We start from the raw sequence: 23,615 nt of genomic DNA, 5'->3' as shown, positions 1-23,615 counted from the left end.
AGATCTCCATGGACGATCGCGGCCCGTGCCGCCCTGAACGCGTATTGCGCATAACGGCAGAAATGCCATTATGCGCAGGTCTTTTAGAGCGATTTTTTCAGGCGTTGAACCGCCTCTTTCAGATCTTCATCCGTTGGCGTCACAAATGACATGCGCAGCGTCGTTGGGTCTGGCTCATTGCAGTAGAAAAATTCGCCCGGCACAAATACTACGCCGTTACTTAACGTTTTTTCCAGCCAGCGGGTGGTATTACTACCATTATTCATTTTCGCCCACAGGAACATGCCGCCCTTCGGCTTGTGGAACGACATCACATCGCCCAGTTCGGCCTCCAGCTCGGTTGCGAACGTCTGGTATTTCTGGCGATAGGCTTCGCGGATCGTTTTAATCTGATCGGGCAGACGACCGGTTTTCAGGTACTCATACGTCATCAGCTGCGACAGCGTGCTGGTGTGCAGATCGGTGGTTTGCTTAAGGTTCACCACCGCGCGCTTCAGCCATTCCGGCACCAGTACCCAGCCTACGCGAGTCCCCGGCGCGAGAATTTTAGAGAAGGTCGAGGTATACACCACGTTCTCTTCGTTGCCGATATCTTTGGCATGGGCAATTAACGGGCGGAAGACTTCGTCGGTATAGTTAATTTCGCTGTACGGGTCGTCTTCAATAATGACGAAGTCATAGCGCTTTGATAATTCCACCAGCTGCTTACGGCGCGCTTCAGACAGCGTCACGCCGCCGGGGTTACCAAAGGTTGGAACGATATAGACCGCTTTGATAGCTTTCTTTGCCACCAGGGCCTCAAGTTCGTCGACCTTCATGCCGTCGCCGTCGGTGCCAACGGATTCAAAGTTGGCCTGCGCCAGGCCGAAGACCTGCAGCGCGGCGAGATAGGTTGGACGCTCAACGACAACGGTGTCACCCGGGTTGATTAACGCACGCGCCAGCACGTCAAGCGATTGCTGTGAACCAGAGGTCACGACTACATCATCGGCCTTACAGGCGATACCGCGCCCCTCGCAGATGCGCTGAATTTCTTCCCGCAGCCCCGGGACGCCTTCCGTCAGGCCGTACTGGAACGCCTCGCCAAAATGCTGTGATAAGACGGCATCGGCAGCAATTTTAAGCCCTTCGTGATCGAACAGATCGGGATTAGGAATACCCCCGCCCAGCGAAATCACCCCTGCCATTTTGCTATGTTTTAATAATTCACGGATGGCAGATGATTGCAGGCCCTGCGCGCTGCTGGCGAGTTTGTTTGCAGACATTCTTTGATTACCTTCTTTTTTTATATTGTGCCCAATCTTAGCAGAATATGGGCGATAAATTCCGTAAGCTTAGGCAGTTGACGTAAATCCTGACGCCACAATAAATGCACGGGTCTCGGTGCCGGAATGTACTCCTCCATCACCCGCACCAGCCTGCCGCTTTCCAGATCCTCCGCCACCAGCACCTCCGGCTGCAGCAACAGCCCCGCCCCGGCTCGCGCCGCCATGCGTAAGCCGTAGCCGTCGTTACATCTTAAGATCGCATCCCGCTTCCAGCGCACCTCCCCTTCCACACCCGGCAGCCGCCACTCGTTGCGTGCCGTCCACACCGTGTGCGAAAGACACAGATGATCCACCAGATCGGCAGGCGTTTGCGGCGTGCCGTGTCGCGCTAAATAATCCGGCGCGGCGCAGATCACCATGTTGTAGGGGCACAGGTATTTCGCCACCAGATCGTCATTGCGAACGTCACCAATGCGAATGGCCAGATCGACGCCCTCCTCCACCAGATCGACCATCCGATTGGTGAGATCCAGCTCGATGCGTACCTCCGGGTAGCGCTGTAAAAAGGTTGCCGTCAGCGGGGCAATCACGCAGCCGCCAAACGACGTGGGTGCCGTGACGCGCAGGGTGCCGGACGGTGCGGCGCGCAGCCGCTCGACTGCATTTTCAGCAATGGAGACCTGCTCCAGCACCCGCTTCGCCTCGTCGAAATAGACCCGTCCGGCATCGGTCAGGCTCTGACGGCGCGTGTTGCGCTCCAGCAGGCGGGTACCAAGCTGTGATTCCAGCAGCGCAACGTACTTCCCCACCATCACCGCCGACATCTCCAGACGTGACGCCGCGCCGGTAAAGCTGCCGCTTTCCACCACTGCAATAAACGTCTCCATACCGCGAAGCTTATCCATATTCCAAACTCCTGGTTAGCAATCTTCTAACTTTAACCCAGTTTATCTGCATTTTAATTTATTAAAGAATGAAGGCTCACAACATGAGGAGTCGGCTATGAAAATCGTCATTATTGGTGCCAGCGGTACGGTCGGTCGTGCAGTAGCGGAAGAGCTGAGTCGTCGCCACGAGGTCATCCGCGTCGGTCGCACGCAGGGAGACGAGCAGGTGGATATCACCTCGCAGGCGAGCGTCCAGGCGCTGTTTGAGAAAATCGGCCCGGTGGATGCGATTGTCTCCGCCAGCGGTGGCCTTCACTTTGGCCCGCTCGCGACCATGAAAGACAGCGACTTCAACCAGGGCCTGCAGGATAAACTGCTCGGGCAGGTGCGCCTGGCGCTGACCGGCCAGCACTACCTGAACGAAGGCGGCTCGATTACGCTGATAAGCGGGATTGTGGCGCACGAGCCGATTGCTCAGGGAGTTAACGCCACCACGGTAAACGCGGCGCTGGAAGGGTTTGTGCGCGCCGCAGCCTGCGAGCTGCCGCGCGGGATCCGCATCAACCTCATTAGCCCAACGGTGCTCACCGAATCCGCCGAAGCGTATGACGGCTTCTTCCCCGGCTTTGAGAGCGTTCCCGCCGCAACCGTGGCGAATGCCTACCGCCGCAGCGTGGAAGGGGTGCAGAGCGGGCGGGTGTATAAGGTGGGTTACTGAGCCTTACGGGCGGCGATCAGCACCAGCATCGGGCGCTCCGCCTCTTCGGCCAGCGCGGGCCAGGCGTCAATCTGCGCCTGCGTTGGCCCCCACTCGTTGACTTCGCTTACCGTTAATCCGGCCCTAATGAGCGCGTTAAGCGTGGTGCCCAGCGTGCGGTGGTATTTCACCACCCCGTCCGCCAGCCAGTTGCTGACGCGCTTGCCTTCGTCCTGATAGTGGTTCACGCCCCAGAACCGCTCGCCGCTGTCGTCGGTCAGCCAGCCCTGACGGGAGGCGCAGGTGTATATCGGGTGCTCCATCGAAAAGACCAGGCTGCCGCCGGGCTTGAGCGCGCGCTGAACCCCGGCGAACAGCGTGTCCAGTTCCGGCAGGTAGTGCAGCGCCAGGGAGCTGTAGACCAGATCGAGGCTGCTCTCGTTGAGTGTGAAAGATTCCAGATCGCTACGCTGATAGCGAACCTGTGGGTCAGCGGTAAGCTCCGCCGCGCGGGCGAGCATCTTTTCTGAGATATCGACCCCCGTGACGTCAGCAGCGCCCAATTCGCGCGCTGCGCGGCAGAACCAGCCGTAGCCGCAGCCGAGATCGACAACCGATTTGCCGGTTAAATCCGGCAGCATGGCCTTAAGCGCGGGCCACTCCGGCGCGCCGTCCAGACCCTGCACCGAGCGCGGAAGCTGGGCGTAGCCCTCGAAAAACGCCGGATTGTCGTAGATGTTTTGTGCCATGGCAGATCCCTCTTTAAGAATGTGACTCCCAGTATAAAACATTGCCGGGTGGCGCTGCGCTTACCCGGCCTACATTGGGGGGATTTTGTAGGCCGGGTAAGGCGAAGCCGTCACCCGGCTCGCTTTTAGCCCACGGTACCCCAGACCAGATTTCCGTTATGGAACGTCGCGGTACGCGGTGAAATGCGCGCCACGGCCTCGGCGGAGCAGGAGGCATCCACCAGCACAAAGCTGGCGTCGTCCTGCGCTTTTGGCCACACGCGTTCGCCCTTGTCGTTCAGCGGCAGCACGTCGCCGGTGGCGATACCGAGCGCGCGGGAGAGCGTCTGCTCGTTGGGGCGAATATAGAGCTGCGCATAGAGATTCGCTTTCTCCAGCATGTCCCCCAGACCGTACGGCGACCAGTGATCGATCACGCTGTCGGTGCCGGTCATCACGAATACGCCCTTCTCGCGCAGCTGCTTCAGCGGCATATGCAGGGTGCCAATCGGCACGGTGGAGGCGATAGTCACCTGCTGCGCCGCCATGCGGGTGGCGATCTCATCCACCTGCTGCTCGTTGAGCGTCGCCAGCGCGAAGGCGTGGCTGATGGTCAGCTTGCCCTTCAGCGCCGGCGTTTTCTCCACGGTTTCGACCATATAGTTCACCGCCGCCACGCCCGCCGGGCTGGTTTCGTGCAGGTGAATGTCCACCCCTTTGTCGTAATCCAGCGCAATCTGGAACATCGTGTCGAGGGATTTCTCCATGGCGCCGTCGACATTGGTGGGATCCAGCCCGCCCACGTAGTGCGCCCCGGCCTGCATCGCCTCGCGCATCAGCTTTTCAGAATTCGACAGCAGCAGCCCGTGCTGCGGGAAGGCGACGATTTCGCAGTCAAAACCCGCTTTGCGGCGCGCCAGCACCGCCTGCAAATTTTCCAGGTTTTTCAGGCCAGAAACCGGCTCAATGTTGCAGTGGCTGCGGGCGATGGAGGAACCTTTGGACTGGATCAGGTCGATCAGCTTTTCCGCACGCTCCTGGGTGTAGGGCTGCAGCTCCGGCAGCAGCTTCTGCTCAAGGCGGATCATGTCCTGAATCGTGGTGCCCGCCGGACGGTTCAGGGAGCGCCACGGGCCGCCGTAAAAGGTTTTATCCAGATGGATGTGCATGTCGCGCATCGCCGGGAGCATCAGCTTGCCGCCTGCGTCATAGTGCGGCAGCGTGGCGTCGGCGTGGCTCTTGTTGTCGCGCAGGGCGACGATCTTCCCGTCTTTAATTTCCAGCGTTTTCAGCTCGGTGCGGGTGCTCGTCGCTACGCTGCCGTCGACGTTAAACCCGGCCTCCAGCAGCACGTTGTCGAGGTAGTAGTGTTTTGCGGTGATGTTCATGGGTTTGCCGGTCTCGCAGGTTGGCTTTGCGGTATCCGCAGCATACGCGACGGAGCCGGTCGCGCCAAACAGCGCGCAGGCGGTGACCATTTTGCCGCTCTGGCTAATAAACTCGCGGCGGCTTTTATTTTCACTCATCTTATCTTCCTTCATTAACAATATGGGTGCCGGTTTCCCCGCGCAGCGCCGCGGGCAGGCAGTCCGGCGAGGTGACGATCACCCGCTTGCCGCCGTGGTTTAAAAATTCCAGCGAGGCGACGATTTTGGGCAGCATGCTGCCCGCCGGGAAGTGGCCTTCGTCCATATAGCGCGCCATCTGCGCCACGCTGACGGTATCCAGCGCCTGCTGGTTCGGCTTGCCGAAGTTGACGCACACCTTTTCCACGCCGGTGGTAATCACCAGCACGTCGGCACCGATCTCCCGCGCCAGCAGCGCCGTGGAGAGATCTTTATCAATCACCGCGTCGACGCTCTGGTAATCGCCCTGCGCCGAGCGCACAACGGGGATCCCGCCGCCGCCCGCGCCAATCACAACAAAGCCTTTTTGCGTCAGGGTTTTGATGGCCTCCGATTCGACAATCCGCAGCGGCTGGGGTGAGGCCACCACGCGGCGATAGCCACGGCCGGAGTCCTCAACAAAACGCCAGTCCGGGTGCGCGCGCTGCAGCTCGTCGCGCTGTGCCTCGCTGAAGAACGCGCCGATCGGTTTCGTCGGGTGCGTAAAGCCGGGATCGTTTTTATCCACCTCCACCTGCGTGACGACCGTGACCGCTTTTTGCTCCCCGCGCGCGGCCAGGCGGTTGTTGAGCGCCTGCTGGATCAGGTAGCCGATGCCGCCCTGGGTATCCGCCACGCAGTTTGCCAGCGGGGTCAGCGGGAGCCCTTCCCGCTCGTGGGCGATTTCGGCGCGGCGCAGATCCAGCCCCACCTGGGGGCCGTTGCCGTGGGTGAGCACGATGTCATAGTCCGAGGCCAGCATTTCCAGCACCGACTCCGCCACCGCTTTCACCGCCTGCGCCTGATGTTCAACCGACTGGCTGGCGTTGTCTTTGATAATGCTGTTGCCGCCGATGGCGACGACCATAAGCTCTTTCATTTTGTTTCCTTTAAAAGGTGCGTTCTGGTGCCCTCACCCCGGACCTCTCCCACAGGGAGAGGGGGATTAACAGAGATATCCAGCACATGCTTCACCACAAACATGCCGCCCATCATCAGGTATGCGGTGACGAACATCAGCGAACTGCCTTCGGCAAATCCCACCACCGGGGCGTGGATCACGCCAAACAGCGCAAGCAGTGCGCCCACGGCAGCAGCAATCGCGCCCCGCAGCGGTTTGTTGATGATGGCGAAGATGGCGATACAGCCCCACAGCATGCTGGCGAGCGGTGCGCCGTTCCCCAGATGGACTAATCCCTCGTAGTAGATCCCCTTGCTGTGCAGCACGTCGGTGCCGATTTTGGCCGCGCTGGTGCCTGCCGCCCCCATCACGCTGTTCATCATGGTCAGCGCCCAGTTGGCGATCCACGGGAACAGGCAGATGAAGATAACGGGCACCTCCACTTTGGGTGTTTCCCTCACCACCTGGTTGGCGGTGACGACGCCGATAAACACCAGAATCGGCACGATGGCGGTCATCGGAATGATGGCGAGCATAAACGCCCCCAGCCCGAACAGCGGCACGATGAACATGGTCACGCCGGAGGCCAGCGTGTAGCCGATGCTGGCCCCCATCGCTTTCCAGCCTGGGTGGCCAACGTAGACCGTCACCGGGAACGGGTTGCCCATCAGGCAGCCGAGCATGGAGGCCAGGCCGTTCGCCAGCATCACCTTACGCGTCGGGTACGCATCCCCCGCCGCATGGGCGCTTTCGATGTTCTCCAGGTCAAAGATGTAGTTCGCCAGGCCCAGTGGAACCGCCGAGGCAAGATACGGCAGCGCGTGCGGCAGGCCCTGCAGGAAGCCTTCCACGTGCACCTGCGGCGGGTTAAAGCCGAAGGATGACATGGACGCTTTTATCGCTTCCGGGCTTTGCAGGCCGGATATCCACGCCAGTGCGGTACCGGCTATCAGCAGCAGCAGGCCGGTCGGGATACGGGCGAAAATCGGCTTTTTGCCAAACCAGTTAATAAAGATCAGCAGCAATACGATGAACGACACGGTCGGCGCTTCGAATGCCTGCAGCATCGGGTTCATCGCCAGCAGCAGCAGGCCTAAACCGGAGAGGCAAGACAGCAGCACGGTACGCGGGATCATCTTGCGGATGGTTTCCCCTAAAAACGAACCGCCCGCGAGGATCATCGCCTCCACGAAGCACCACACCAGGCCAATCTGGATCGCGAACTCCGCATCGCCCGTTTGCTGGTAGACCGGCATTAAGACCAGAAAGGTCACGGTAAAAATTGACGGCGCGCTCGGGCCGGACGGCAGCGCGGTCACATCCGTACGCCCAGTGGCGCGCGCCATCTGCATGCCGAACCAGGCGTAGCAAATACTCGCCACCAGCACCGCCAGCCCGAAGGCCGGCGCGATGCGTCCATAAACAATCTCCTTCGGGATGCCGACGACAAAAATGAGCAGCCCCATCATGGTCAGCAAATTGGTCAGGTTGTTGGTCATCAACCCGAAATAGGCCGCCCAGTCACCTCTTTTCCACTCCAGTTTCATGTTTTTCATGGATGCTTGCCTTATAAAAAGTAGCGATCGCGGAAGGTCAACAGCGCCTTTTCAAAACAGCTAAACGGCGGGTGAACGATGCCCGCCCCAATCATGCCGATGCCCGCGTCTTTATGGGCAATGGCGGTGTTAATCACCGGCAGAATGCCGCTGCCCGCGACTTTAGTGATGTCGATGGCGGTTGGGATGCCCATAAACGAGAGCAGCGGAATGGTGACGTTCGGGTTTTCGCCGAGGGTGATTTCGCGCATCTGGCGGGAGAAGTCGATGGCTTCATCCACCGTCCCGCCCACCAGGGCAACAATCGCCGGGGCCGTCGCCATCGCAAAGCCGCCGATGCCGTAGGTTTCGGTAATCGCGCTGTCGCCGATATCCAGCCCGGAGTCTTCCGGCCTATAGCCCGCGAACATCGGGCCGATCACCTGCTGCGCCGGGCCGGTGAACCACTGCCCCGGCAGGCCGGAAATGCGCAGGCCAAACTCGTAGCCGTTGCGCGCCATGGTGGTAACGACGGTGCTGTATTCAATGCCGTGCGCAGCGTCCAGCGCGGCTTTACACATCGCCATCCACGTCGGGCCGGAGAAGTAGTCGCTGCTGGCGACAAACTCGAACACCTGGCGCTGCTGCTCCACCGGATAGCCCGCCTGGATCAGCCCCGGCGTCAGCGCCTGAATAAGCAGCGTGGTGCCCGCGTTGTTGCGGTTGTGGCACTCGTCGCCCATGTGCAGCGCCTGCGCCAGCATCAGGCGCAGGTCGATTTCGCCGATAATCTTCATCGCGTCGCGCAGCATCGGGCCGAGCACGTCGCGCATCCAGTTCAGGCGGTCGATTACGCTCTGGTCGTTGGCCCCCATGCGCAGGATCTTCGCCATCTGCTCGCTGAGGTTGGTGAACGCGCGGTTGCCGTAGGTTTTGTTTTCAACGATGTGCATAAACATCGACGCGGAGGTGACGCCCGCCATCGAGCCCACGCAGTCATGCTCGTGGCACGGCGAGAAGGTAATGTCGCCTGAGGCCGCCAGCCTTGCCGCGTCGTCCAGATCTTTCGCCAGCCCTTCAAACACCAGCGCCCCGGTGACCGCGCCCTTCATCGCCCCGCACATGTTTTCCCAGGAGACGGGCGGACCGGCGTGCAGAATGGTGGTGCGGGTCATCCCCGGGACAACGTTAATGGCCTGGTCATAGCCCACCAGCACCGGATGGGACTGAATAATGCGCTCAAGGGCGATTTGGTTAGCGGCGGCGATTTTCTCCGCCAGCGGTTTTTCCGCCAGCTGGTCGAGCGCTTCAACGACCTGCATATTGCCCTGCCCCGGCGGCGTCCAGTCGAGCTGGGTCACGGGAACGAGCTGTTTTTTGAGATCGTCGCTGAACATTGCAATGCCGACGTTAATGACGTTCAGCGGCTGGTTGAATAAGGTCGTCATTATGCTTTCTCCCCTTTGCAAACAAATTCGCGTGCCAGTAATCCGGTGTTGGTGCTGCTGCTGGCCCAGATGACGCCTGCGTCGGTCAGCAGCTGACACTGCTGCGCCAGCGACTGCGGATCCTGGTCGGTGCCGAGAACGTAGCCGAGGATCTCAAGCGGACGGCGATCGGCCTTCGCGATGGCCTGCGCCTCTTTGATGGCGTCGATCATCACCCCCACCGGATCCTCGTGCGCGCCAAAGCCCAGCACGAAGTCCATGACGATCACGCCCACCTCCGGATCCCGCGCCTCCTGCAGCAGGCGGCTGATGCGGTTGGTCGGGTCGATCATCGGGTGCGGCTTGCCGTTGGTGAAGTCGTCGTCGCCAAAGTCGAGGAAGGTGTGGGCTTTACTGACGCTGATGTCGCTCAGGCGCTTAGCCGGATCCGGCTGGATGTTGCTGTAGACGTCGTCGAATTTCGCAAGCGCCGCGAACATCGCCTCGTCGCACAGGGTGCCGCCGCAGAACAGGCCGCGAATGTACTTCTGCCGCGGCGTCAGGCGGGCGCGCACCTCTTCAATCAAAGGCCAGTTGAGCGGATGCAGATCGAGGGACTCTTTTTTGATGCCGGTGAGCAGGACGGCCTTCAGGGCAGCCTCTTTAGTGCCGCGCGCAAACTGCAGGCCGTCTTCTTCGGCGGGCGGTTCGCTGCGGCCGAGGAAGCAGACAACCACCGGCTTGCGGCACGCTCTGGCGCGGGCCAGCACCTTTTCTGCCACCGCTGGCGCGGGCGGCTTGGAGATCAGCGCGATAACCTGGGTGCCCTCGTCGGCTTCCAGCATATCAATGGCGTCGAGCATCATCAGGCCGCCAATTTTCTCGCTGAGATCGCGCCCGCCGGTACCAATCAGCTGCGACACGCCGCCGCCGAATTCGTGAATGCGCACGCTCAGCTCCTGGCTGCCGGTGCCGGATGCGCCGACGATGCCAATTGGCCCGCGGCGCACCGCGTTAGCAAAGCACAGCCCCGCGCCGTTGATGATGGCAGTGCCGCAGTCCGGCCCCATCATCAGCAGCCCTTTCCGGTGCGCGAGCTGCTTCAGCGCCAGCTCGTCGTCGAGCGATACGTTATCGGAGAAGAGCATCACGTTAAGATCGTTTTCCAGCGCCTGGCGCGCTTCGCGGGCGGCGAAAGTACCGTTGACGGAAATGACCGCGAGGTTGCTGTCCGGGCGATGGGTTTTAGCGCTGGCAATCGTGGCATAGCGCGCTTCATGGGAGCCTGCGCTCTCTTTACGAGTGAACAGCGCTTCAATAGCGGCCAGCGTTTCATCATTCGCCGCGTCGCCTTTAATCACGATCATCAGGTCGCCGTTTTTGGCTTCCGCTAATTCCGGCGTTAATAGCCCGAGGTTTTTTAATACGCCTTTGTTCATTTCCGTTGCCATGGCCACAAACGCCTGCTCGACGCCCGGTAATTTATTGGCTTTGGTGGAAACGGACATTAACGATACGGAGTCAAAATAGGTGTTCTTTTTTATGACGATTTTCGTTGGCATTATTTTCTCCTGAAAGCGGATAAAAGGGGGCCGCCGTCGTGCAAAATGCACGTCGGTAAAAAATACATTTGAATTAACGGCCAGCCGGAAAAGGCTGGCCGAATACGTTATGCGCCCGCCGCCAGCAGCAGGTCGGCTATCGCATCGAAGCCTTTTTCCCGCGCCAGTTCGAGCGGGGTTTTGCCGTATTTGTCGGTCATGTGCGGGTTCGCGCCGTGATCCAGAAGCAGCTTCACGATCTCCTGCTGCTTCGCACCGCCGTCGTTGAGCACGATCGCTTCCAGCAGCGGCGTCCAGCCGACAAAGTTGGTGTGGTTGACGTTGATATCGGTTTTTTCCAGCAGCTCGCGCACGATCTCCACGTGCCCTTTCTCACTGGCTGGCGTAATGCCCACGCCGCCAAAACGCGTCAGGCGGTCGAGATCCGGATTTGCCGGAAGGACAATGCGCAGCAGGGTGATATCGTTGGTCAGGCAGCTAATCAGGAAGGGGTTAAAGCAGGTCTGATCCTGTTTATCAATATCCGCCCCGGCGGAAATTAATAATTCTACGCAGGAATAATGCTTTTTCAGGCTGGCAATAATAACGGCGGTTCTTTTCTGGCGGTTGGTGGCGTTAATATCCACGCCTTTTTCCAGGCAGGCTTTTAACGCATCGCTATTGCCCTCTTCTGCCGCCAGCAGAAATTCAGTAACGAGTTCGTTCGCAGACATATTCAGACTCCCGATGTTTTTATTTCTGTTGACCTGAGAATAGCAACAGCCTGGTCATAAAAGAATCCGCTTAAAAATGATTCATCGACAGTCAATTCATTGTTGAGGTAAATTCAACAAACCGGTCAAAACGTGCGTCTGTGCAACCTTTTCCTTATGTTTTCCCGCGTTTTAGCGCCCGACACTGCATTATGCTTATGTCTGACGAAGCCTTACCGTGTGCGGCTTTCGACAAAGAGTCAGAACTGTGATCGGCTTCAAATGCGTTGTAACAGCGCTGTTAAAATATGTTCAAAACTGATGGCTAAAGGGAGTGATATATGAATTCCATCTTTACCGAAGAGAATCTGCTGGCCTTTACTACCGCCGCACGCTTCGGCAGCTTCAGCAAAGCCGCCGCCGAGCTGGGCGTGACGACCTCCGCCATCAGTTACACCATTAAGCGCATGGAGACCGGGCTGGACGTGGTGCTGTTTGTCCGCAGCACGCGCAGCATTGAGCTGACCGAGTCCGGGTTTTACTTTTACCGTAAGGCCACCGACCTGCTTAACGACTTCCACGCCATCAAGCGCGGCATAGATACCATTTCTCAGGGCATTGAGACGCGGGTGCGCATCTGTATCAATCAGCTTTTATATACGCCGCGCCACACCGCCAGGCTGCTGCAGGTGCTGAAAAAACAGTTTCCGACCTGTCAGATCACCGTGACCACCGAGGTGTACAACGGCGTCTGGGACTCCATCATCAACAACCAGGCCAATATCGCGATTGGCGCGCCGGACACGCTGCTCGACGGCGGCGGGATTGATTACACCGAAATCGGCGCCATCCGCTGGGTCTTTGCCATCGCGCCTGAACACCCGCTGGCGTTCACCCCGGAGCCGATAGCGGAAAGCCAGCTGCGCCTGTATCCCAACATCATGGTGGAAGATACCGCGCACACCATTAACAAAAAGGTCGGCTGGCTGCTGCACGGGCAGGAGGCCATTCTGGTGCCGGACTTTAACACCAAATGTCAGTGTCAGATCCTGGGCGAAGGGATAGGTTTTTTACCGGAGTATATGACCCGCGAGGCGGTAGACGCGGGGCTGCTGGTTACCCGACGTATTAATAACCCGCGTCAGGACTCTCGTATGCTGCTCGCCACGCAGCATGCCGCAACCGGCCAGGTCACGCGGTGGATCAAACAGCAGTTTGGCCCCGCGGGGGTGCTGACCCACATCTATAGCGATCTCCTCTGGCGCGAGGCCACAAATTAGTTTAGCATTTACTTAATTAAGAAAATGCTAAACTACTATGACCGAACTTGAACAGCTTCAGGCCAGCGCCGGGCAGGCCGCCACACTCTTAAAAGCGATGAGCAACCCGCGTCGGCTGCTGATCCTCTGCACCCTGTGCGGAGCGCCCGGCACCAGCGCGGGGGAACTGGCGCGAGCCACGGGGCTAAGTCCTTCCGCCACGTCGCAGCATCTGGCGCGCATGCGTGAGGAAGGGCTTATCGACAGCACCCGCGACGCGCAGCGCATCCTCTATTTCATTAAAAACGATGCGGTACATCAGCTGATCAGCACCCTGAAAACCCTTTATTGTCCGTAAGGAGCCGCCATGTCTCTTCCTCTTCTTTCACCGCACCAGGCGAACGCCCGCGTCGCTGAAGGCGCAAAACTGATTGATATTCGTGATACCGATGAGTACGCCCGCGAGCATATTCCCGCCGCGCGCTCCGTGCCGCTGGATACCTTACCCGGCAGTCTTAACGCGCAGGCGGGTGATACGGTGATTTTTCACTGCCAGTCCGGCGCCCGGACGTCGGGGAATGCCGACCGCCTTGCTCAGGCCGCCGCGTCCGCACAGGCATTTGTCGTCGAGGGAGGCATTCAGGGCTGGAAGCAGGCCGGGCTGCCGACCGTCGAAGATAAATCCCAGCCGCTGCCGCTGATGCGTCAGGTGCAAATTGCCGCCGGGCTGCTGATACTCTGTGGCGTAGTGCTGGGCTATAGCGTCTCCAGCGGCTTTTTCCTGCTCAGCGGTTTTGTCGGAGCCGGGCTGCTGTTCGCCGGTGTCACGGGCTTTTGCGGTATGGCGCGACTGCTCAAGGTGATGCCCTGGAACCGGCGTACCTCATAAGCAGTAATCGGTGAAATACGCTGTACCCGGCGTCATGCGTGGGCTAAGGTGAAGATCGCTAAAACGATGAGGAGGTAATATGTTTTCTGTCGGTGATTATGTGCAACCGCGTAAAGGCGGCCCGAAGCTGAAAGTGCTCGAAGTGAACGGTGACAGCATTGTGGCGGTCCAGGCCAGCAATGAGCAAGGCGAGAAATATACTCTGAAAGCTGCCGATCTGGCGCCGTATACCGAAGAAGGCGATTTCGGCGTCTGCTGAACAGCCAGCCGGGCGGCGTGTTCCGCCCGGCTCACCTGTTAGATCAGAAAATCATCCAGTGATTTACCGTTAGCCAGCGCGCTGGCAATAGGCTTCGGCGTGCGGCCCTGGCCGGTCCACGTTTTCTCTTCACCGTTCTGGTCAATAAAACGATATTTTGCTTCACGCGGCTTGCGCTTTTTCGCGGGTTTACCCGCCTGCGCCAGTTCAGAGCCCAGCAGATCGGTCGGTGAAATACCATCGGCTTTCATCAGTTCCAGCAGGGCATTAATTTTTTCCTGCTGCTCAGCACGCTGCTGCTCTAATTCCGTCAGCTCACTCCGTTTCTCTTCGGTAACGACCCTGACCTTTTCCAGCATTTCCTCAAGAACGTCCAGGGTTAATTCACGCGCCATGGCGCGCAGAGTTCGGATATTATTAAGATTCTGTAACGTCAAAGACATATTATTTGCAAACCTTCTCTTTAGGGTAAATAGATAAATCGTCGACAGAATAATTCATTTCCATAGAAATATCTACCCGCGAGGCCGTCCTGCCAGTAATGTAAATATAGTTAAATACTACCGTTAATATTATCTTATGACGCATATGGGATATGCACAGACTCAATCATCACATCAATATAAATGGTCAACCTTAATCAAAATTTCAGCATCCTGCGCTACGCGCAAGAGGAGCAAATCCCATCTCGACGCCACAAACATCAACCATCTGATTTACATGAAAAAAATCATCAAGCGAGACAGATTATAACGAACCGAACAAAAAACAACCAACTTTAGAGAATTTTGTGGACAAAAGGCGATTAAATAAAAATTAATCACTAGTTGTTAGTTCAAATGTAGAGATATACGCTATACACGTCAAACAAACCAACCTAAAGCACTAATCGCTTCGGGAAAATCGTTTCTTTTGTGTGCTTCTCAAGGAGTTCAGACATGTTCTCACCGCAATCACGCCTTCGCCATGCCGTGGCGGATACTTTCGCGATGGTTGTCTACTGTTCCGTTGTGAACATGCTGATCGAAATATTCCTCTCCGGAATGTCCTTCGAGCAGTCACTTTCTTCTCGTCTGGTGGCGATCCCGGTCAATATTATTATTGCATGGCCTTACGGGTTATACCGCGATGCGGTAATGCGTTTCGCGCGTCGTATCAGCCCCGCAGGCTGGGTGAAAAACCTGGCGGACGTTCTGGCGTATGTGACGTTCCAGTCGCCGGTTTACGTGGCTATTCTGCTGACGGTGGGTGCAGACTGGCACCAGATCGCTGCGGCCGTGAGTTCGAATATTGTGATTTCAATGCTGATGGGTGCGGTATACGGCTATTTCCTCGACTACTGCCGCCGCCTGTTTAAGGTCAGCCAGTACAGCCAGGCAAAAGCGTGATGTGAAGCGACTGGCGCACGCCAGTCGCGAATTTACTGTACGTCGCCAAACAGTCCCTTCAAAAATCGCTCCAGCGCCATGCGTGAGCTGAAACCATGCGGAATACCATAATGCTCATGCCGTTCGCCGCCTAAATAGAGCGGAAATTGCTGATAATGATCGCAGGTTTTAATATCCGAGGCAGGCTCAGCAAATGACAGACTTCTGTCTTTCAGCGTCGGGTGAATAATGAGAGCGGTACGTCCCATTCTTGCTTCGCGATTAACGTAAACATAATTCTCGCCACGGCGATATCCATACGCTTTTGATGTCACCTCATCCATGGTGAATCCCTCTTTTTCAAGAACGCGCGCCACCTCATCAGGTCGTAAATACATATCTTTTCCTCGTTATCTTTTCCTGCCCGGCAACCTTACAGTATTCAGCATTAGCAGGGCTTTCAGAATAATCCATAAACTGCCGGATAACGCGTGATGCGCTTCAGATATTAAATTTCTGAACTAAACTGAACGGGAACACAAAATTACGGAGGATCGTATGTTTAACAGACCGAACCGAAACGATATTAATGACGACGCTCAGGATATTCGTAATGATGTCAGCCAATTAGCGGACACGCTGGAAGAGGTGCTGAAGTCCTGGGGAACTGACGCGAAGGACGAAGCGGATGCCGCAAAACGTAAGGCTCAGTCTTTGCTCCGTGAAACCCGCGCGCGTTTGAACGGGCGTACGCGCACGACTCAGGCTGCCTGCGATGCGGTCAGCTGCGCAACGACCTTCGTGCGCGAAAAACCGCTCTGCACGCTGGGCACGGTCGCGGCCGTCGGGATCTTTGTCGGCGCCCTGCTTAGCCTGCGTAAATAATCCCTCGCGCACGTTTCTCAGCCCCGGTGGCCAATGGCTGCCGGGGCTTTTCTTTGCCTTCTTGCCTTCTTGCCTTCTTGCCTTCTTGCCTGAAAAACCCGCACAGCCTGCCCTGCCCCGCTGTGCTCATCATAGGGGCAACATCAATCTAAATTTCCCATATCTTGTATGGTTGAAACTCAAGACAACTACATCTAGTATTCCTTTTAGCAAGACACACACAACCTGACGCGACGATTCGCGCCGCAATCTCATTTTAAATGGAAATACGAATCATGAGCATTATTATTTACACTCGTAACGATTGTGTTCAGTGCCACGCCACAAAACGGGCAATGGAAAGCCGCGGGGTGGCTTTTGAGATGGTGAATATTGACCAGCAGCCCGAGGCCGCCGATACCCTGCGCGCGCAGGGTTTTCGTCAGCTGCCCGTGGTGGTCGCCGGGGAGACAAGCTGGTCTGGCTTTCGCCCGGACATGATTAACCGCCTCGCCGCGCAGGCCGCCCGGGCATGAGTGGGCTGGTTTTCTTCTCCAGCAGCTCGGAAAACACGCTCCGTTTTATTGAGCGCGTCGGGCTGCCTGCGGTGCGCATTCCGCTCAACGAGCGGGAGCGGATCCGGGTAGAGAAACCGTACATTCTGGTGGTGCCGAGCTATGGCGGCGGCGGCACGGCGGGCGCGGTACCCCGCCAGGCGATCCGCTTTCTGAACGATCCTCATAACCGCGGGCTGATCCGCGGCGTGATCGCGGCGGGCAATCGCAATTTCGGCGACGCCTTTGGCCTCGCCGGGGATGTCATCTCTCAAAAATGCGGCGTGCCGTATCTCTATCGTTTTGAGCTGATGGGGACACAGCAGGACGTCGAAAACGTGCGTAAAGGAGTGAACGAATTTTGGCAACGACAACCGCAGAACGGGTGATTCAGGCGACACCGGATTACCACGCATTAAACGCCATGCTTAACCTCTACGATCGGGAGGGACGCATTCAGTTCGATAAAGATCGTGAGGCGGTGGACGCCTTTTTTACCGCCCACGTGCGGCCCAACAGCGTGACGTTTGCAAGCCAGAATGAACGTCTCGACTATCTGGTTAAAGAAGGCTACTACGAAGAACGCGTGCTGACCCGCTACGACCGCGCCTTTGTGGTGAAGCTGTTTGAACGCGCCCACGCCAGCGGCTTTCGTTTCCAGACCTTCCTCGGCGCGTGGAAGTACTACACCAGCTATACCCTCAAGACCTTTGACGGCAAGCGCTATCTAGAGAGCTTTGAAGATCGCACCGTGATGGTGGCGCTGACGCTGGCGCAGGGCGATGAGGCGCTGGCGGAGCAGCTAGCCGATGAGATCCTCTCCGGACGCTTCCAGCCCGCCACGCCGACCTTTCTCAACTGCGGCAAGGCCCAGCGCGGCGAGCTGGTTTCCTGCTTCCTGCTGCGTATCGAAGACAATATGGAGTCGATTGGCCGGGCGGTGAACTCGGCGCTGCAGCTTTCGAAACGCGGCGGCGGCGTGGCGTTTCTGCTCTCTAACCTGCGCGAAGCGGGCGCGCCGATCAAGCGCATCGAAAACCAGTCCTCTGGCGTGATCCCGGTGATGAAGATGCTTGAGGATGCGTTCTCCTATGCCAACCAGCTTGGCGCGCGCCAGGGGGCGGGGGCTGTTTACCTGCACGCGCATCATCCGGACATTCTGCGTTTTCTGGATACCAAGCGCGAAAACGCCGACGAAAAAATCCGCATCAAAACCCTGTCGCTCGGCGTGGTGATCCCGGATATCACCTTTAAACTGGCCAGGGAGAATGCCGACATGGCGCTCTTCTCGCCGTACGATATTGAGCGTATTTATGGCAAAGCGTTTGGCGATGTGGCCATCAGCGATCTTTATGACGAGCTGGTGGCCGACGATCGCATTCGCAAAAAAACCATTAACGCCCGCGATTTCTTCCAGACGCTTGCGGAGATCCAGTTTGAGTCCGGCTATCCGTACATCATGTATGAAGATACGGTAAACCGCGCGAACCCGATTGCCGGGCGCATCAATATGAGCAACCTGTGCTCGGAGATTTTGCAGGTCAACAGCGCGTCAGCCTACGACGAAAACCTGGACTACGCGGACATCGGCAAGGATATCTCCTGCAACCTCGGGTCGCTGAATATTGCCCACACCATGGATTCCCCAGACTTTGGCCGCACGGTGGAGACCGCCATTCGCGGGCTAACGGCGGTGTCGGACATGAGCCATATCCGCAGCGTGCCGTCTATTGAAGCGGGTAACGCCGCGTCGCACGCCATCGGGCTGGGGCAGATGAACCTGCACGGCTATCTGGCGCGGGAAGGCATCGCCTACGGCAGTCCGGAAGGGCTGGATTTCACCAACCTCTATTTCTACACCATTACCTGGCACGCGCTGCACACCTCGATGATGCTGGCGCGCGAGCGCAACCAGCGGTTCGCGGGATTTGAGCAGTCCCGCTATGCCAGCGGGGTGTATTTCAGCCAGTATCTGGAAGGCGACTGGCAGCCGAAAACCGTAAAAGTGCGCGAACTGTTTGCCCGCGCGGGGATTACCCTGCCGACGCGCGAGATGTGGCAGCAGCTGCGTGACGACGTGATGCGCTACGGCATTTATAACCAGAACCTGCAGGCCGTCCCGCCGACCGGATCGATTTCCTACATCAATCACGCCACGTCGAGCATTCACCCGATCGTGTCGAAAATTGAAATTCGTAAGGAAGGCAAAACCGGTCGCGTTTACTACCCTGCCCCGTTTATGACCAATGAGAACCTGGCGCTCTATCAGGACGCGTATGAGATTGGCCCGGAAAAAATCATCGATACCTACGCCGAGGCGACGAAACATGTGGATCAGGGGCTGTCGCTGACGCTGTTCTTCCCGGACACCGCCACCACGCGGGATATCAACAGAGCGCAGATCTACGCCTGGAAGAAAGGCATCAAAACGCTCTACTACATTCGCCTGCGCCAGCTTGCGCTGGAAGGCACCGAAATCGAAGGCTGCGTGTCCTGCGCGCTGTAAGGAGAAAGGATGAAACTGTCACGCGTGAGTGCCGTCAACTGGAACAAAATCCAGGACGACAAAGACCTGGAGGTGTGGAACCGCCTGACCAGCAACTTCTGGCTGCCGGAAAAGGTCCCGCTCTCCAACGATATTCCGGCCTGGCAAACGCTCGGCCACGCCGAGCAGCAGCTGACGATCCGCGTCTTTACCGGCCTGACGCTGCTGGACACTATTCAGAATACCGTCGGTGCTCCGGCTCTGATGAGCGACGCGCTGACGCCGCACGAAGAAGCGGTGATGTCGAACATCAGCTTTATGGAGGCGGTGCATGCCCGCTCCTACAGCTCGATTTTCTCCACCCTGTGCCAGACCAAAGACGTGGACGCGGCCTACGCCTGGAGCGAAGAGAGCGAGTCACTACAGAGAAAGGCAGAGCTGGTGCTGGCGTATTATCGCGCCGATGAGCCGCTGAAGAAGAAGATCGCCAGCGTGTTCCTGGAATCCTTCCTCTTCTATTCCGGCTTCTGGCTGCCCATGTACTGGTCGAGCCGGGGCAAGCTTACTAACACCGCCGATTTGATTCGCCTCATCATTCGTGATGAAGCGGTGCACGGGTATTACATCGGCTATAAGTATCAGAAAGGGCTGGAGAAAGTCAGCGGGGCGAAGCGCGAGGAGCTTAAAGGCTTTGCGCTCGATTTGCTGATGGATCTGTACGACAACGAGCTGAGCTATACCGAGGAGCTCTACGCCGGCACCGGCTGGGAGGACGACGTGAAGGCCTTCCTCTGCTACAACGCCAACAAGGCGCTGATGAACCTGGGCTACGAGGCGCTGTTCCCGCCGGAAATGGCGGAGGTGAACCCGGCGATTCTGGCCGCGCTGTCGCCCAATGCCGACGAAAACCACGATTTCTTCTCGGGGTCGGGCTCATCGTATGTGATGGGCAAAGCGGTGGAAACCGAGGATGAAGACTGGGATTTTTAATGAACGCTAACGTTCGTTAATTTAATATAAACCCAACAATTCCCTCTCTAATATTTACAAAACAACTACACTGTAATTTCCGCGTCATATTCGCCTGAATCATTCCGATTCAGGCGAAATTTCCCGATGCAGCAGCAAAAAATTGAGAAAAATTCAAACCGCCCTCAGCCCTTTATTCATGGGAAATTCAGCCGTTTCGCTTGCGTCAAAATTCTGCCCTCAGCTCGACTCAGGGTTGTCTCAGATTCTCAGTATGTTAGGGTTATGCCCGTTAACAATTTACCATGGTAATCATATCGGCATAAACAAATAACAGGACACTCTCTATTGCATGGCAATTAAATTAGAAGTGAAAAATCTTTATAAAGTATTTGGCGAGCACCCGCAGCGCGCATTCAAATATATTGAGAAAGGCCTTACGAAAGAGCAAATTCTGGAAAAAACCGGGCTATCGCTTGGCGTTAAAGACGCCAGTCTGGCCATTGAAGAAGGCGAGATTTTTGTCATCATGGGATTATCCGGCTCGGGTAAATCCACTATGGTTCGCCTTCTCAATCGCCTGATTGAACCCACCCGCGGACAGGTGCTGATTGACGGCGTGGATATCGCCAGAATATCAGACGCAGAGCTTCGCGAGGTGCGCAGAAAGAAGATCGCAATGGTGTTCCAGTCATTCGCGCTGATGCCGCACATGACGGTGCTGGATAATACCGCCTTCGGCATGGAATTAGCCGGTACGCCCGCTCAGGAACGTCAGGAAAAAGCCCTTGATGCACTGCGTCAGGTCGGGCTGGAAAATTATGCACATGCATACCCAGATGAACTTTCCGGCGGTATGCGTCAGCGCGTGGGATTAGCCCGTGCATTAGCCATTAATCCAGACATATTATTAATGGATGAAGCCTTCTCCGCCCTCGATCCGTTAATTCGCACCGAGATGCAGGATGAGCTGGTAAAATTACAGGCTAAACACCAGCGAACTATTGTCTTTATTTCCCACGATCTGGATGAAGCCATGCGTATTGGCGACCGTATTGCCATTATGCAAAACGGTGAAGTGGTGCAGGTCGGCACGCCAGATGAAATTCTCAATAATCCGGCCAATGATTATGTCCGTACCTTCTTCCGCGGCGTGGATATTAGCCAGGTCTTTAGCGCCAAAGATATTGCCCGTCGAGCGCCAAACGGCATTATCCGTAAAACGCCAGGCTTCGGCCCGCGCTCGGCGCTGAAGCTGCTGCAGGACGAAGACCGTGAATACGGTTATCTGGTTGAACGCGGCAATAAATTTGTTGGCATTGTCTCCATCGACTCCCTGAAAACCGCGCTAGGCGAAAACCGGGGAATCGATGCGGCGTTAATTGACGCTCCGCTTGCCGTGGACGCCGAAACGCCGCTCAGCGATTTGCTCTCTCACGTGGGACAGGCGCCGTGCGCCGTGCCGGTCGTGGGTGAGGAACAACAGTACGTCGGCATCATCTCAAAAGGCATGTTGCTGCAGGCTTTAGATCGCGAGGGGGCAAACAATGACCGATCAATCTAACCCGTGGGGCACCACTGAGGCAGCGGACAGCGCTGCGCAATCTGCCGACGCGTGGGGTTCCACGCCCGCACCGACCGATGGCGGCGGCGCGGCAGACTGGCTCAACAGCGCACCCGCGCCTGCGCCAGAACACTTCAACATCATGGATCCGTTCCACAAAACGCTGATCCCGCTGGACAGCTGGGTCACGGAAGGGATCGACTGGGTGGTCACGCACTTCCGTCCGGTCTTCCAGGGGATCCGCGTCCCGGTGGATTACATCCTGAACGGTTTCCAGCAGCTGATGCTGGGCATGCCGGCGCCGGTCGCCATTATCCTGTTCTCCCTGATCGCCTGGCAGTTCGGTAGCGCAGGGATGGGGGTCGCCACGCTGATCTCGCTGATTGCCATCGGCGCGATTGGCGCGTGGTCGCAGGCGATGATCACCCTGGCGCTGGTGCTGACCGCCCTGCTCTTCTGCATTGTCATCGGCCTGCCGATGGGGATCTGGCTGGCGCGCAGCCCGCGGGCGGCGAAGATTATTCGTCCGCTGCTGGATGCGATGCAGACCACCCCTGCGTTCGTCTATCTGGTGCCTATCGTGATGCTGTTCGGCATCGGCAACGTGCCGGGCGTGGTGGTGACCATTATCTTCGCCCTGCCGCCGATTATTCGTCTGACCATTCTGGGGATCAACCAGGTGCCTGCGGACCTGATCGAAGCGTCACGCTCGTTCGGCGCCAGTCCGCGCCAGATGCTGTTTAAAGTTCAGCTCCCGCTGGCGATGCCGACCATCATGGCGGGCGTTAACCAGACGCTGATGCTGGCCCTGTCGATGGTGGTGATTGCCTCGATGATCGCCGTTGGCGGTCTGGGCCAGATGGTGCTGCGCGGCATTGGCCGTCTCGACATGGGGCTAGCCACCGTCGGCGGCGTCGGGATCGTGATCCTCGCTATTATTCTTGACCGCCTGACCCAGGCCGTCGGTCGTGATTCACGCAGTCGCGGCAACCGTCGCTGGTATAGCACCGGCCCTGTCGGGTTACTCACCCGCCCTTTCACAAAATCAAAATAAGGAACAACGATGCGACATAACGTACTTTTTGCTACCGCGTTTGCCACCCTTGTCTCCACCAGCGCGGTTGCGGCAGACCTGCCGGGCAAAGGCATTACCGTGCAGCCGGTGCAGAGCACCATTTCAGAAGAGAGCTTCCAGACCCAGATCGTCAGCCGCGCGCTGGAGAAGCTGGGCTATACGGTCAACACGCCGAGCGAAGTGGATTACAACGTGGGCTACACGTCGATTGCCTCCGGTGACGCCACCTTTACCGCGGTGAACTGGCAGCCGCTGCACGACGACATGTATGCCGCCGCCGGTGGCGACAAGAAGTTCTATCGCGAAGGGACCTTCGTGACGGGTGCGGCGCAGGGTTATCTGATCGACAAGAAAACCGCCGATAAGTACCACATCACCAATATTGAACAGCTGAAAGATCCGAAGATCGCCAGGCTGTTCGACACCAACGGCGACGGCAAGGCCGACATGATGGGCTGCTCGCCGGGCTGGGGCTGTGAGGCGGTGATTAACCACCAGAACAAAGCCTTCGATCTGGCGAAAACGGTCGACGTGAGCCACGGCAACTATTCAGCGATGATGGCCGACACCATTGCCCGCTTCAAAGAGGGTAAACCGGTGATCTACTACACCTGGACGCCGTACTGGGTGAGCGACGTCCTGAAGCCGGGTAAAGACGTGGTGTGGCTGCAGGTACCGTTCTCCTCCCTGCCGGGCGAGCAGAAAGATATCGACACCAAACTGCCGAACGGCATGAACTACGGCTTCCCGGTGAACACCATGCATATCGTGGCCAACAAAGCCTGGGCGGAGAAAAACCCGGCGGCGGCGAAGCTGTTCTCGGTGATGAAGCTGCCGCTGGCGGACATCAATGCCCAGAACGCGATGATGCACGCGGGCAAATCGTCTGAAGCGGATGTGAAAGGCCACGTGGACGGCTGGATCAAAGCCCACCAGCAGCAGTTTGACGGCTGGGTGAAAGAGGCGCTTGCGGCGCAGAAGTAAAACATTTTCCCTCACCCCGGCGCTCTGTTAGCGTTCCCTCTCCCC

25 protein-coding genes are annotated in these 23,615 nt (G+C 57.6%); 14 read left to right on the top strand and 11 right to left on the bottom strand.

The window, feature by feature from the left end; all coding sequences use genetic code 11:
- Positions 1-83: 83 nt before the first annotated feature.
- Complete coding sequence (locus AB8846_RS07825; RefSeq protein ID WP_370732447.1) at positions 84-1,265, bottom strand: PLP-dependent aminotransferase family protein; 1,182 nt, start codon at positions 1,263-1,265, stop codon at positions 84-86.
- Positions 1,266-1,285: 20 nt separating this feature from the next.
- Entirely contained in the window at positions 1,286-2,173 is an 888-nt protein-coding gene (locus tag AB8846_RS07820; protein ID WP_331411488.1) for a LysR family transcriptional regulator, read from the bottom strand.
- A 97-nt stretch (positions 2,174-2,270) separates the two neighbouring features.
- Between AB8846_RS07820 and AB8846_RS07815 the strand changes: the two genes are divergently transcribed.
- Positions 2,271-2,873, top strand: a complete 603-nt coding sequence (locus AB8846_RS07815) for a short chain dehydrogenase (protein ID WP_063144158.1) — start codon at positions 2,271-2,273, stop codon at positions 2,871-2,873.
- Here the strand turns inward: AB8846_RS07815 and AB8846_RS07810 are convergent.
- The 7 genes from AB8846_RS07810 to AB8846_RS07780 form a co-directional block, all read right to left on the bottom strand.
- Positions 2,867-3,601 (bottom strand): class I SAM-dependent methyltransferase, encoded by a 735-nt coding sequence (locus AB8846_RS07810; protein ID WP_370732446.1) that lies wholly within the window; start codon positions 3,599-3,601, stop codon positions 2,867-2,869. The genes AB8846_RS07815 and AB8846_RS07810 overlap by 7 nt on opposite strands.
- Positions 3,602-3,726: 125 nt before the next feature.
- The gene (locus tag AB8846_RS07805) at positions 3,727-5,106 is read right to left on the bottom strand and encodes an amidohydrolase family protein (protein WP_370732445.1); all 1,380 of its coding nucleotides are present in this window, start codon (positions 5,104-5,106) and stop codon (positions 3,727-3,729) included.
- Position 5,107: 1 nt separating this feature from the next.
- The gene (locus AB8846_RS07800) at positions 5,108-6,064 is read right to left on the bottom strand and encodes a carbamate kinase family protein (RefSeq protein ID WP_370732444.1); all 957 of its coding nucleotides are present in this window, start codon (positions 6,062-6,064) and stop codon (positions 5,108-5,110) included.
- Positions 6,061-7,641 carry a hypothetical protein gene (locus AB8846_RS07795; RefSeq protein WP_063144162.1) on the bottom strand — a complete coding sequence of 527 codons (1,581 nt, stop codon included), beginning with the start codon at positions 7,639-7,641 and terminating at the stop codon, positions 6,061-6,063. The genes AB8846_RS07800 and AB8846_RS07795 overlap by 4 nt, the downstream gene beginning before the upstream one ends.
- A gap of 11 nt (positions 7,642-7,652) precedes the next feature.
- Complete coding sequence (locus tag AB8846_RS07790; protein ID WP_370732443.1) at positions 7,653-9,068, bottom strand: DUF1116 domain-containing protein; 1,416 nt, start codon at positions 9,066-9,068, stop codon at positions 7,653-7,655.
- Entirely contained in the window at positions 9,068-10,609 is a 1,542-nt protein-coding gene (fdrA, locus tag AB8846_RS07785; RefSeq protein ID WP_370732442.1) for an acyl-CoA synthetase FdrA, read from the bottom strand. The genes AB8846_RS07790 and fdrA overlap by 1 nt, the downstream gene beginning before the upstream one ends.
- A gap of 107 nt (positions 10,610-10,716) precedes the next feature.
- Positions 10,717-11,322, bottom strand: coding sequence for an ankyrin repeat domain-containing protein (locus tag AB8846_RS07780; protein ID WP_063144165.1), 606 nt, complete (start codon positions 11,320-11,322; stop codon positions 10,717-10,719).
- A gap of 320 nt (positions 11,323-11,642) precedes the next feature.
- Here AB8846_RS07780 and AB8846_RS07775 point away from each other — a divergent pair, with 320 nt between their 5' ends.
- The 4 genes from AB8846_RS07775 to AB8846_RS07760 all read left to right on the top strand — a co-directional run bounded on the left by AB8846_RS07775 (position 11,643) and on the right by AB8846_RS07760 (position 13,708).
- Entirely contained in the window at positions 11,643-12,581 is a 939-nt protein-coding gene (locus tag AB8846_RS07775) for a LysR substrate-binding domain-containing protein (protein WP_370732441.1), read from the top strand.
- A 37-nt stretch (positions 12,582-12,618) separates the two neighbouring features.
- Positions 12,619-12,918: a helix-turn-helix transcriptional regulator gene (locus AB8846_RS07770; RefSeq protein WP_063144167.1), complete on the top strand. Its 300-nt coding sequence runs from the start codon at positions 12,619-12,621 to the stop codon at positions 12,916-12,918.
- Between the two features lie 9 nt (positions 12,919-12,927).
- Positions 12,928-13,449 carry a rhodanese family protein gene (locus AB8846_RS07765; protein WP_370732440.1) on the top strand — a complete coding sequence of 174 codons (522 nt, stop codon included), beginning with the start codon at positions 12,928-12,930 and terminating at the stop codon, positions 13,447-13,449.
- Between the two features lie 79 nt (positions 13,450-13,528).
- The gene (locus AB8846_RS07760; protein ID WP_063144169.1) at positions 13,529-13,708 is read left to right on the top strand and encodes a hypothetical protein; all 180 of its coding nucleotides are present in this window, start codon (positions 13,529-13,531) and stop codon (positions 13,706-13,708) included.
- Between the two features lie 38 nt (positions 13,709-13,746).
- Here AB8846_RS07760 and stpA read toward each other — a convergent pair whose 3' ends face one another.
- On the bottom strand, positions 13,747-14,151 hold the full coding sequence (gene stpA / locus AB8846_RS07755) for a DNA-binding protein StpA (RefSeq protein WP_063144170.1): 405 nt from the start codon (positions 14,149-14,151) through the stop codon (positions 13,747-13,749).
- A gap of 495 nt (positions 14,152-14,646) precedes the next feature.
- Here stpA and alaE point away from each other — a divergent pair, with 495 nt between their 5' ends.
- Positions 14,647-15,096, top strand: a complete 450-nt coding sequence (gene alaE / locus AB8846_RS07750; RefSeq protein ID WP_008502567.1) for an L-alanine exporter AlaE — start codon at positions 14,647-14,649, stop codon at positions 15,094-15,096.
- Between the two features lie 32 nt (positions 15,097-15,128).
- Here alaE and AB8846_RS07745 read toward each other — a convergent pair whose 3' ends face one another.
- Positions 15,129-15,473 (bottom strand): DUF2002 family protein, encoded by a 345-nt coding sequence (locus AB8846_RS07745; protein ID WP_023333165.1) that lies wholly within the window; start codon positions 15,471-15,473, stop codon positions 15,129-15,131.
- 160 nt (positions 15,474-15,633) lie between these two features.
- Here AB8846_RS07745 and AB8846_RS07740 point away from each other — a divergent pair, with 160 nt between their 5' ends.
- From AB8846_RS07740 to proX, 8 genes are all read left to right on the top strand, one after another.
- Positions 15,634-15,960 carry a DUF883 domain-containing protein gene (locus AB8846_RS07740; protein WP_023333166.1) on the top strand — a complete coding sequence of 109 codons (327 nt, stop codon included), beginning with the start codon at positions 15,634-15,636 and terminating at the stop codon, positions 15,958-15,960.
- Between the two features lie 275 nt (positions 15,961-16,235).
- Positions 16,236-16,475 (top strand): glutaredoxin-like protein NrdH, encoded by a 240-nt coding sequence (gene nrdH, locus AB8846_RS07735; RefSeq protein ID WP_023294398.1) that lies wholly within the window; start codon positions 16,236-16,238, stop codon positions 16,473-16,475.
- Entirely contained in the window at positions 16,472-16,882 is a 411-nt protein-coding gene (gene nrdI / locus AB8846_RS07730) for a class Ib ribonucleoside-diphosphate reductase assembly flavoprotein NrdI (RefSeq protein WP_370732438.1), read from the top strand. Before nrdH ends, nrdI begins: the two co-directional genes overlap by 4 nt.
- Positions 16,855-18,999 carry a class 1b ribonucleoside-diphosphate reductase subunit alpha gene (gene nrdE, locus AB8846_RS07725; protein ID WP_370732437.1) on the top strand — a complete coding sequence of 715 codons (2,145 nt, stop codon included), beginning with the start codon at positions 16,855-16,857 and terminating at the stop codon, positions 18,997-18,999. The genes nrdI and nrdE overlap by 28 nt, the downstream gene beginning before the upstream one ends.
- Positions 19,000-19,008: 9 nt before the next feature.
- Positions 19,009-19,968 (top strand): class 1b ribonucleoside-diphosphate reductase subunit beta, encoded by a 960-nt coding sequence (gene nrdF / locus AB8846_RS07720; RefSeq protein ID WP_370732436.1) that lies wholly within the window; start codon positions 19,009-19,011, stop codon positions 19,966-19,968.
- 331 nt (positions 19,969-20,299) lie between these two features.
- Entirely contained in the window at positions 20,300-21,511 is a 1,212-nt protein-coding gene (gene proV, locus AB8846_RS07715) for a glycine betaine/L-proline ABC transporter ATP-binding protein ProV (protein ID WP_370732435.1), read from the top strand.
- Positions 21,495-22,565 (top strand): glycine betaine/L-proline ABC transporter permease ProW, encoded by a 1,071-nt coding sequence (gene proW, locus AB8846_RS07710; protein ID WP_370732434.1) that lies wholly within the window; start codon positions 21,495-21,497, stop codon positions 22,563-22,565. The genes proV and proW overlap by 17 nt, the downstream gene beginning before the upstream one ends.
- Positions 22,566-22,574: 9 nt before the next feature.
- Positions 22,575-23,570: a glycine betaine/L-proline ABC transporter substrate-binding protein ProX gene (gene proX, locus AB8846_RS07705; protein ID WP_370732433.1), complete on the top strand. Its 996-nt coding sequence runs from the start codon at positions 22,575-22,577 to the stop codon at positions 23,568-23,570.
- Positions 23,571-23,615 lie beyond the last annotated feature (45 nt).

The organism is Enterobacter sp. KB-221C9, from assembly GCF_041320715.1.
Classification (GTDB): domain Bacteria; phylum Pseudomonadota; class Gammaproteobacteria; order Enterobacterales; family Enterobacteriaceae; genus Enterobacter; species Enterobacter asburiae_D.
The sequence above is the reverse complement of the archived record's forward strand: the minus strand, read 5'-3'. Positions and strand labels throughout refer to the sequence as shown.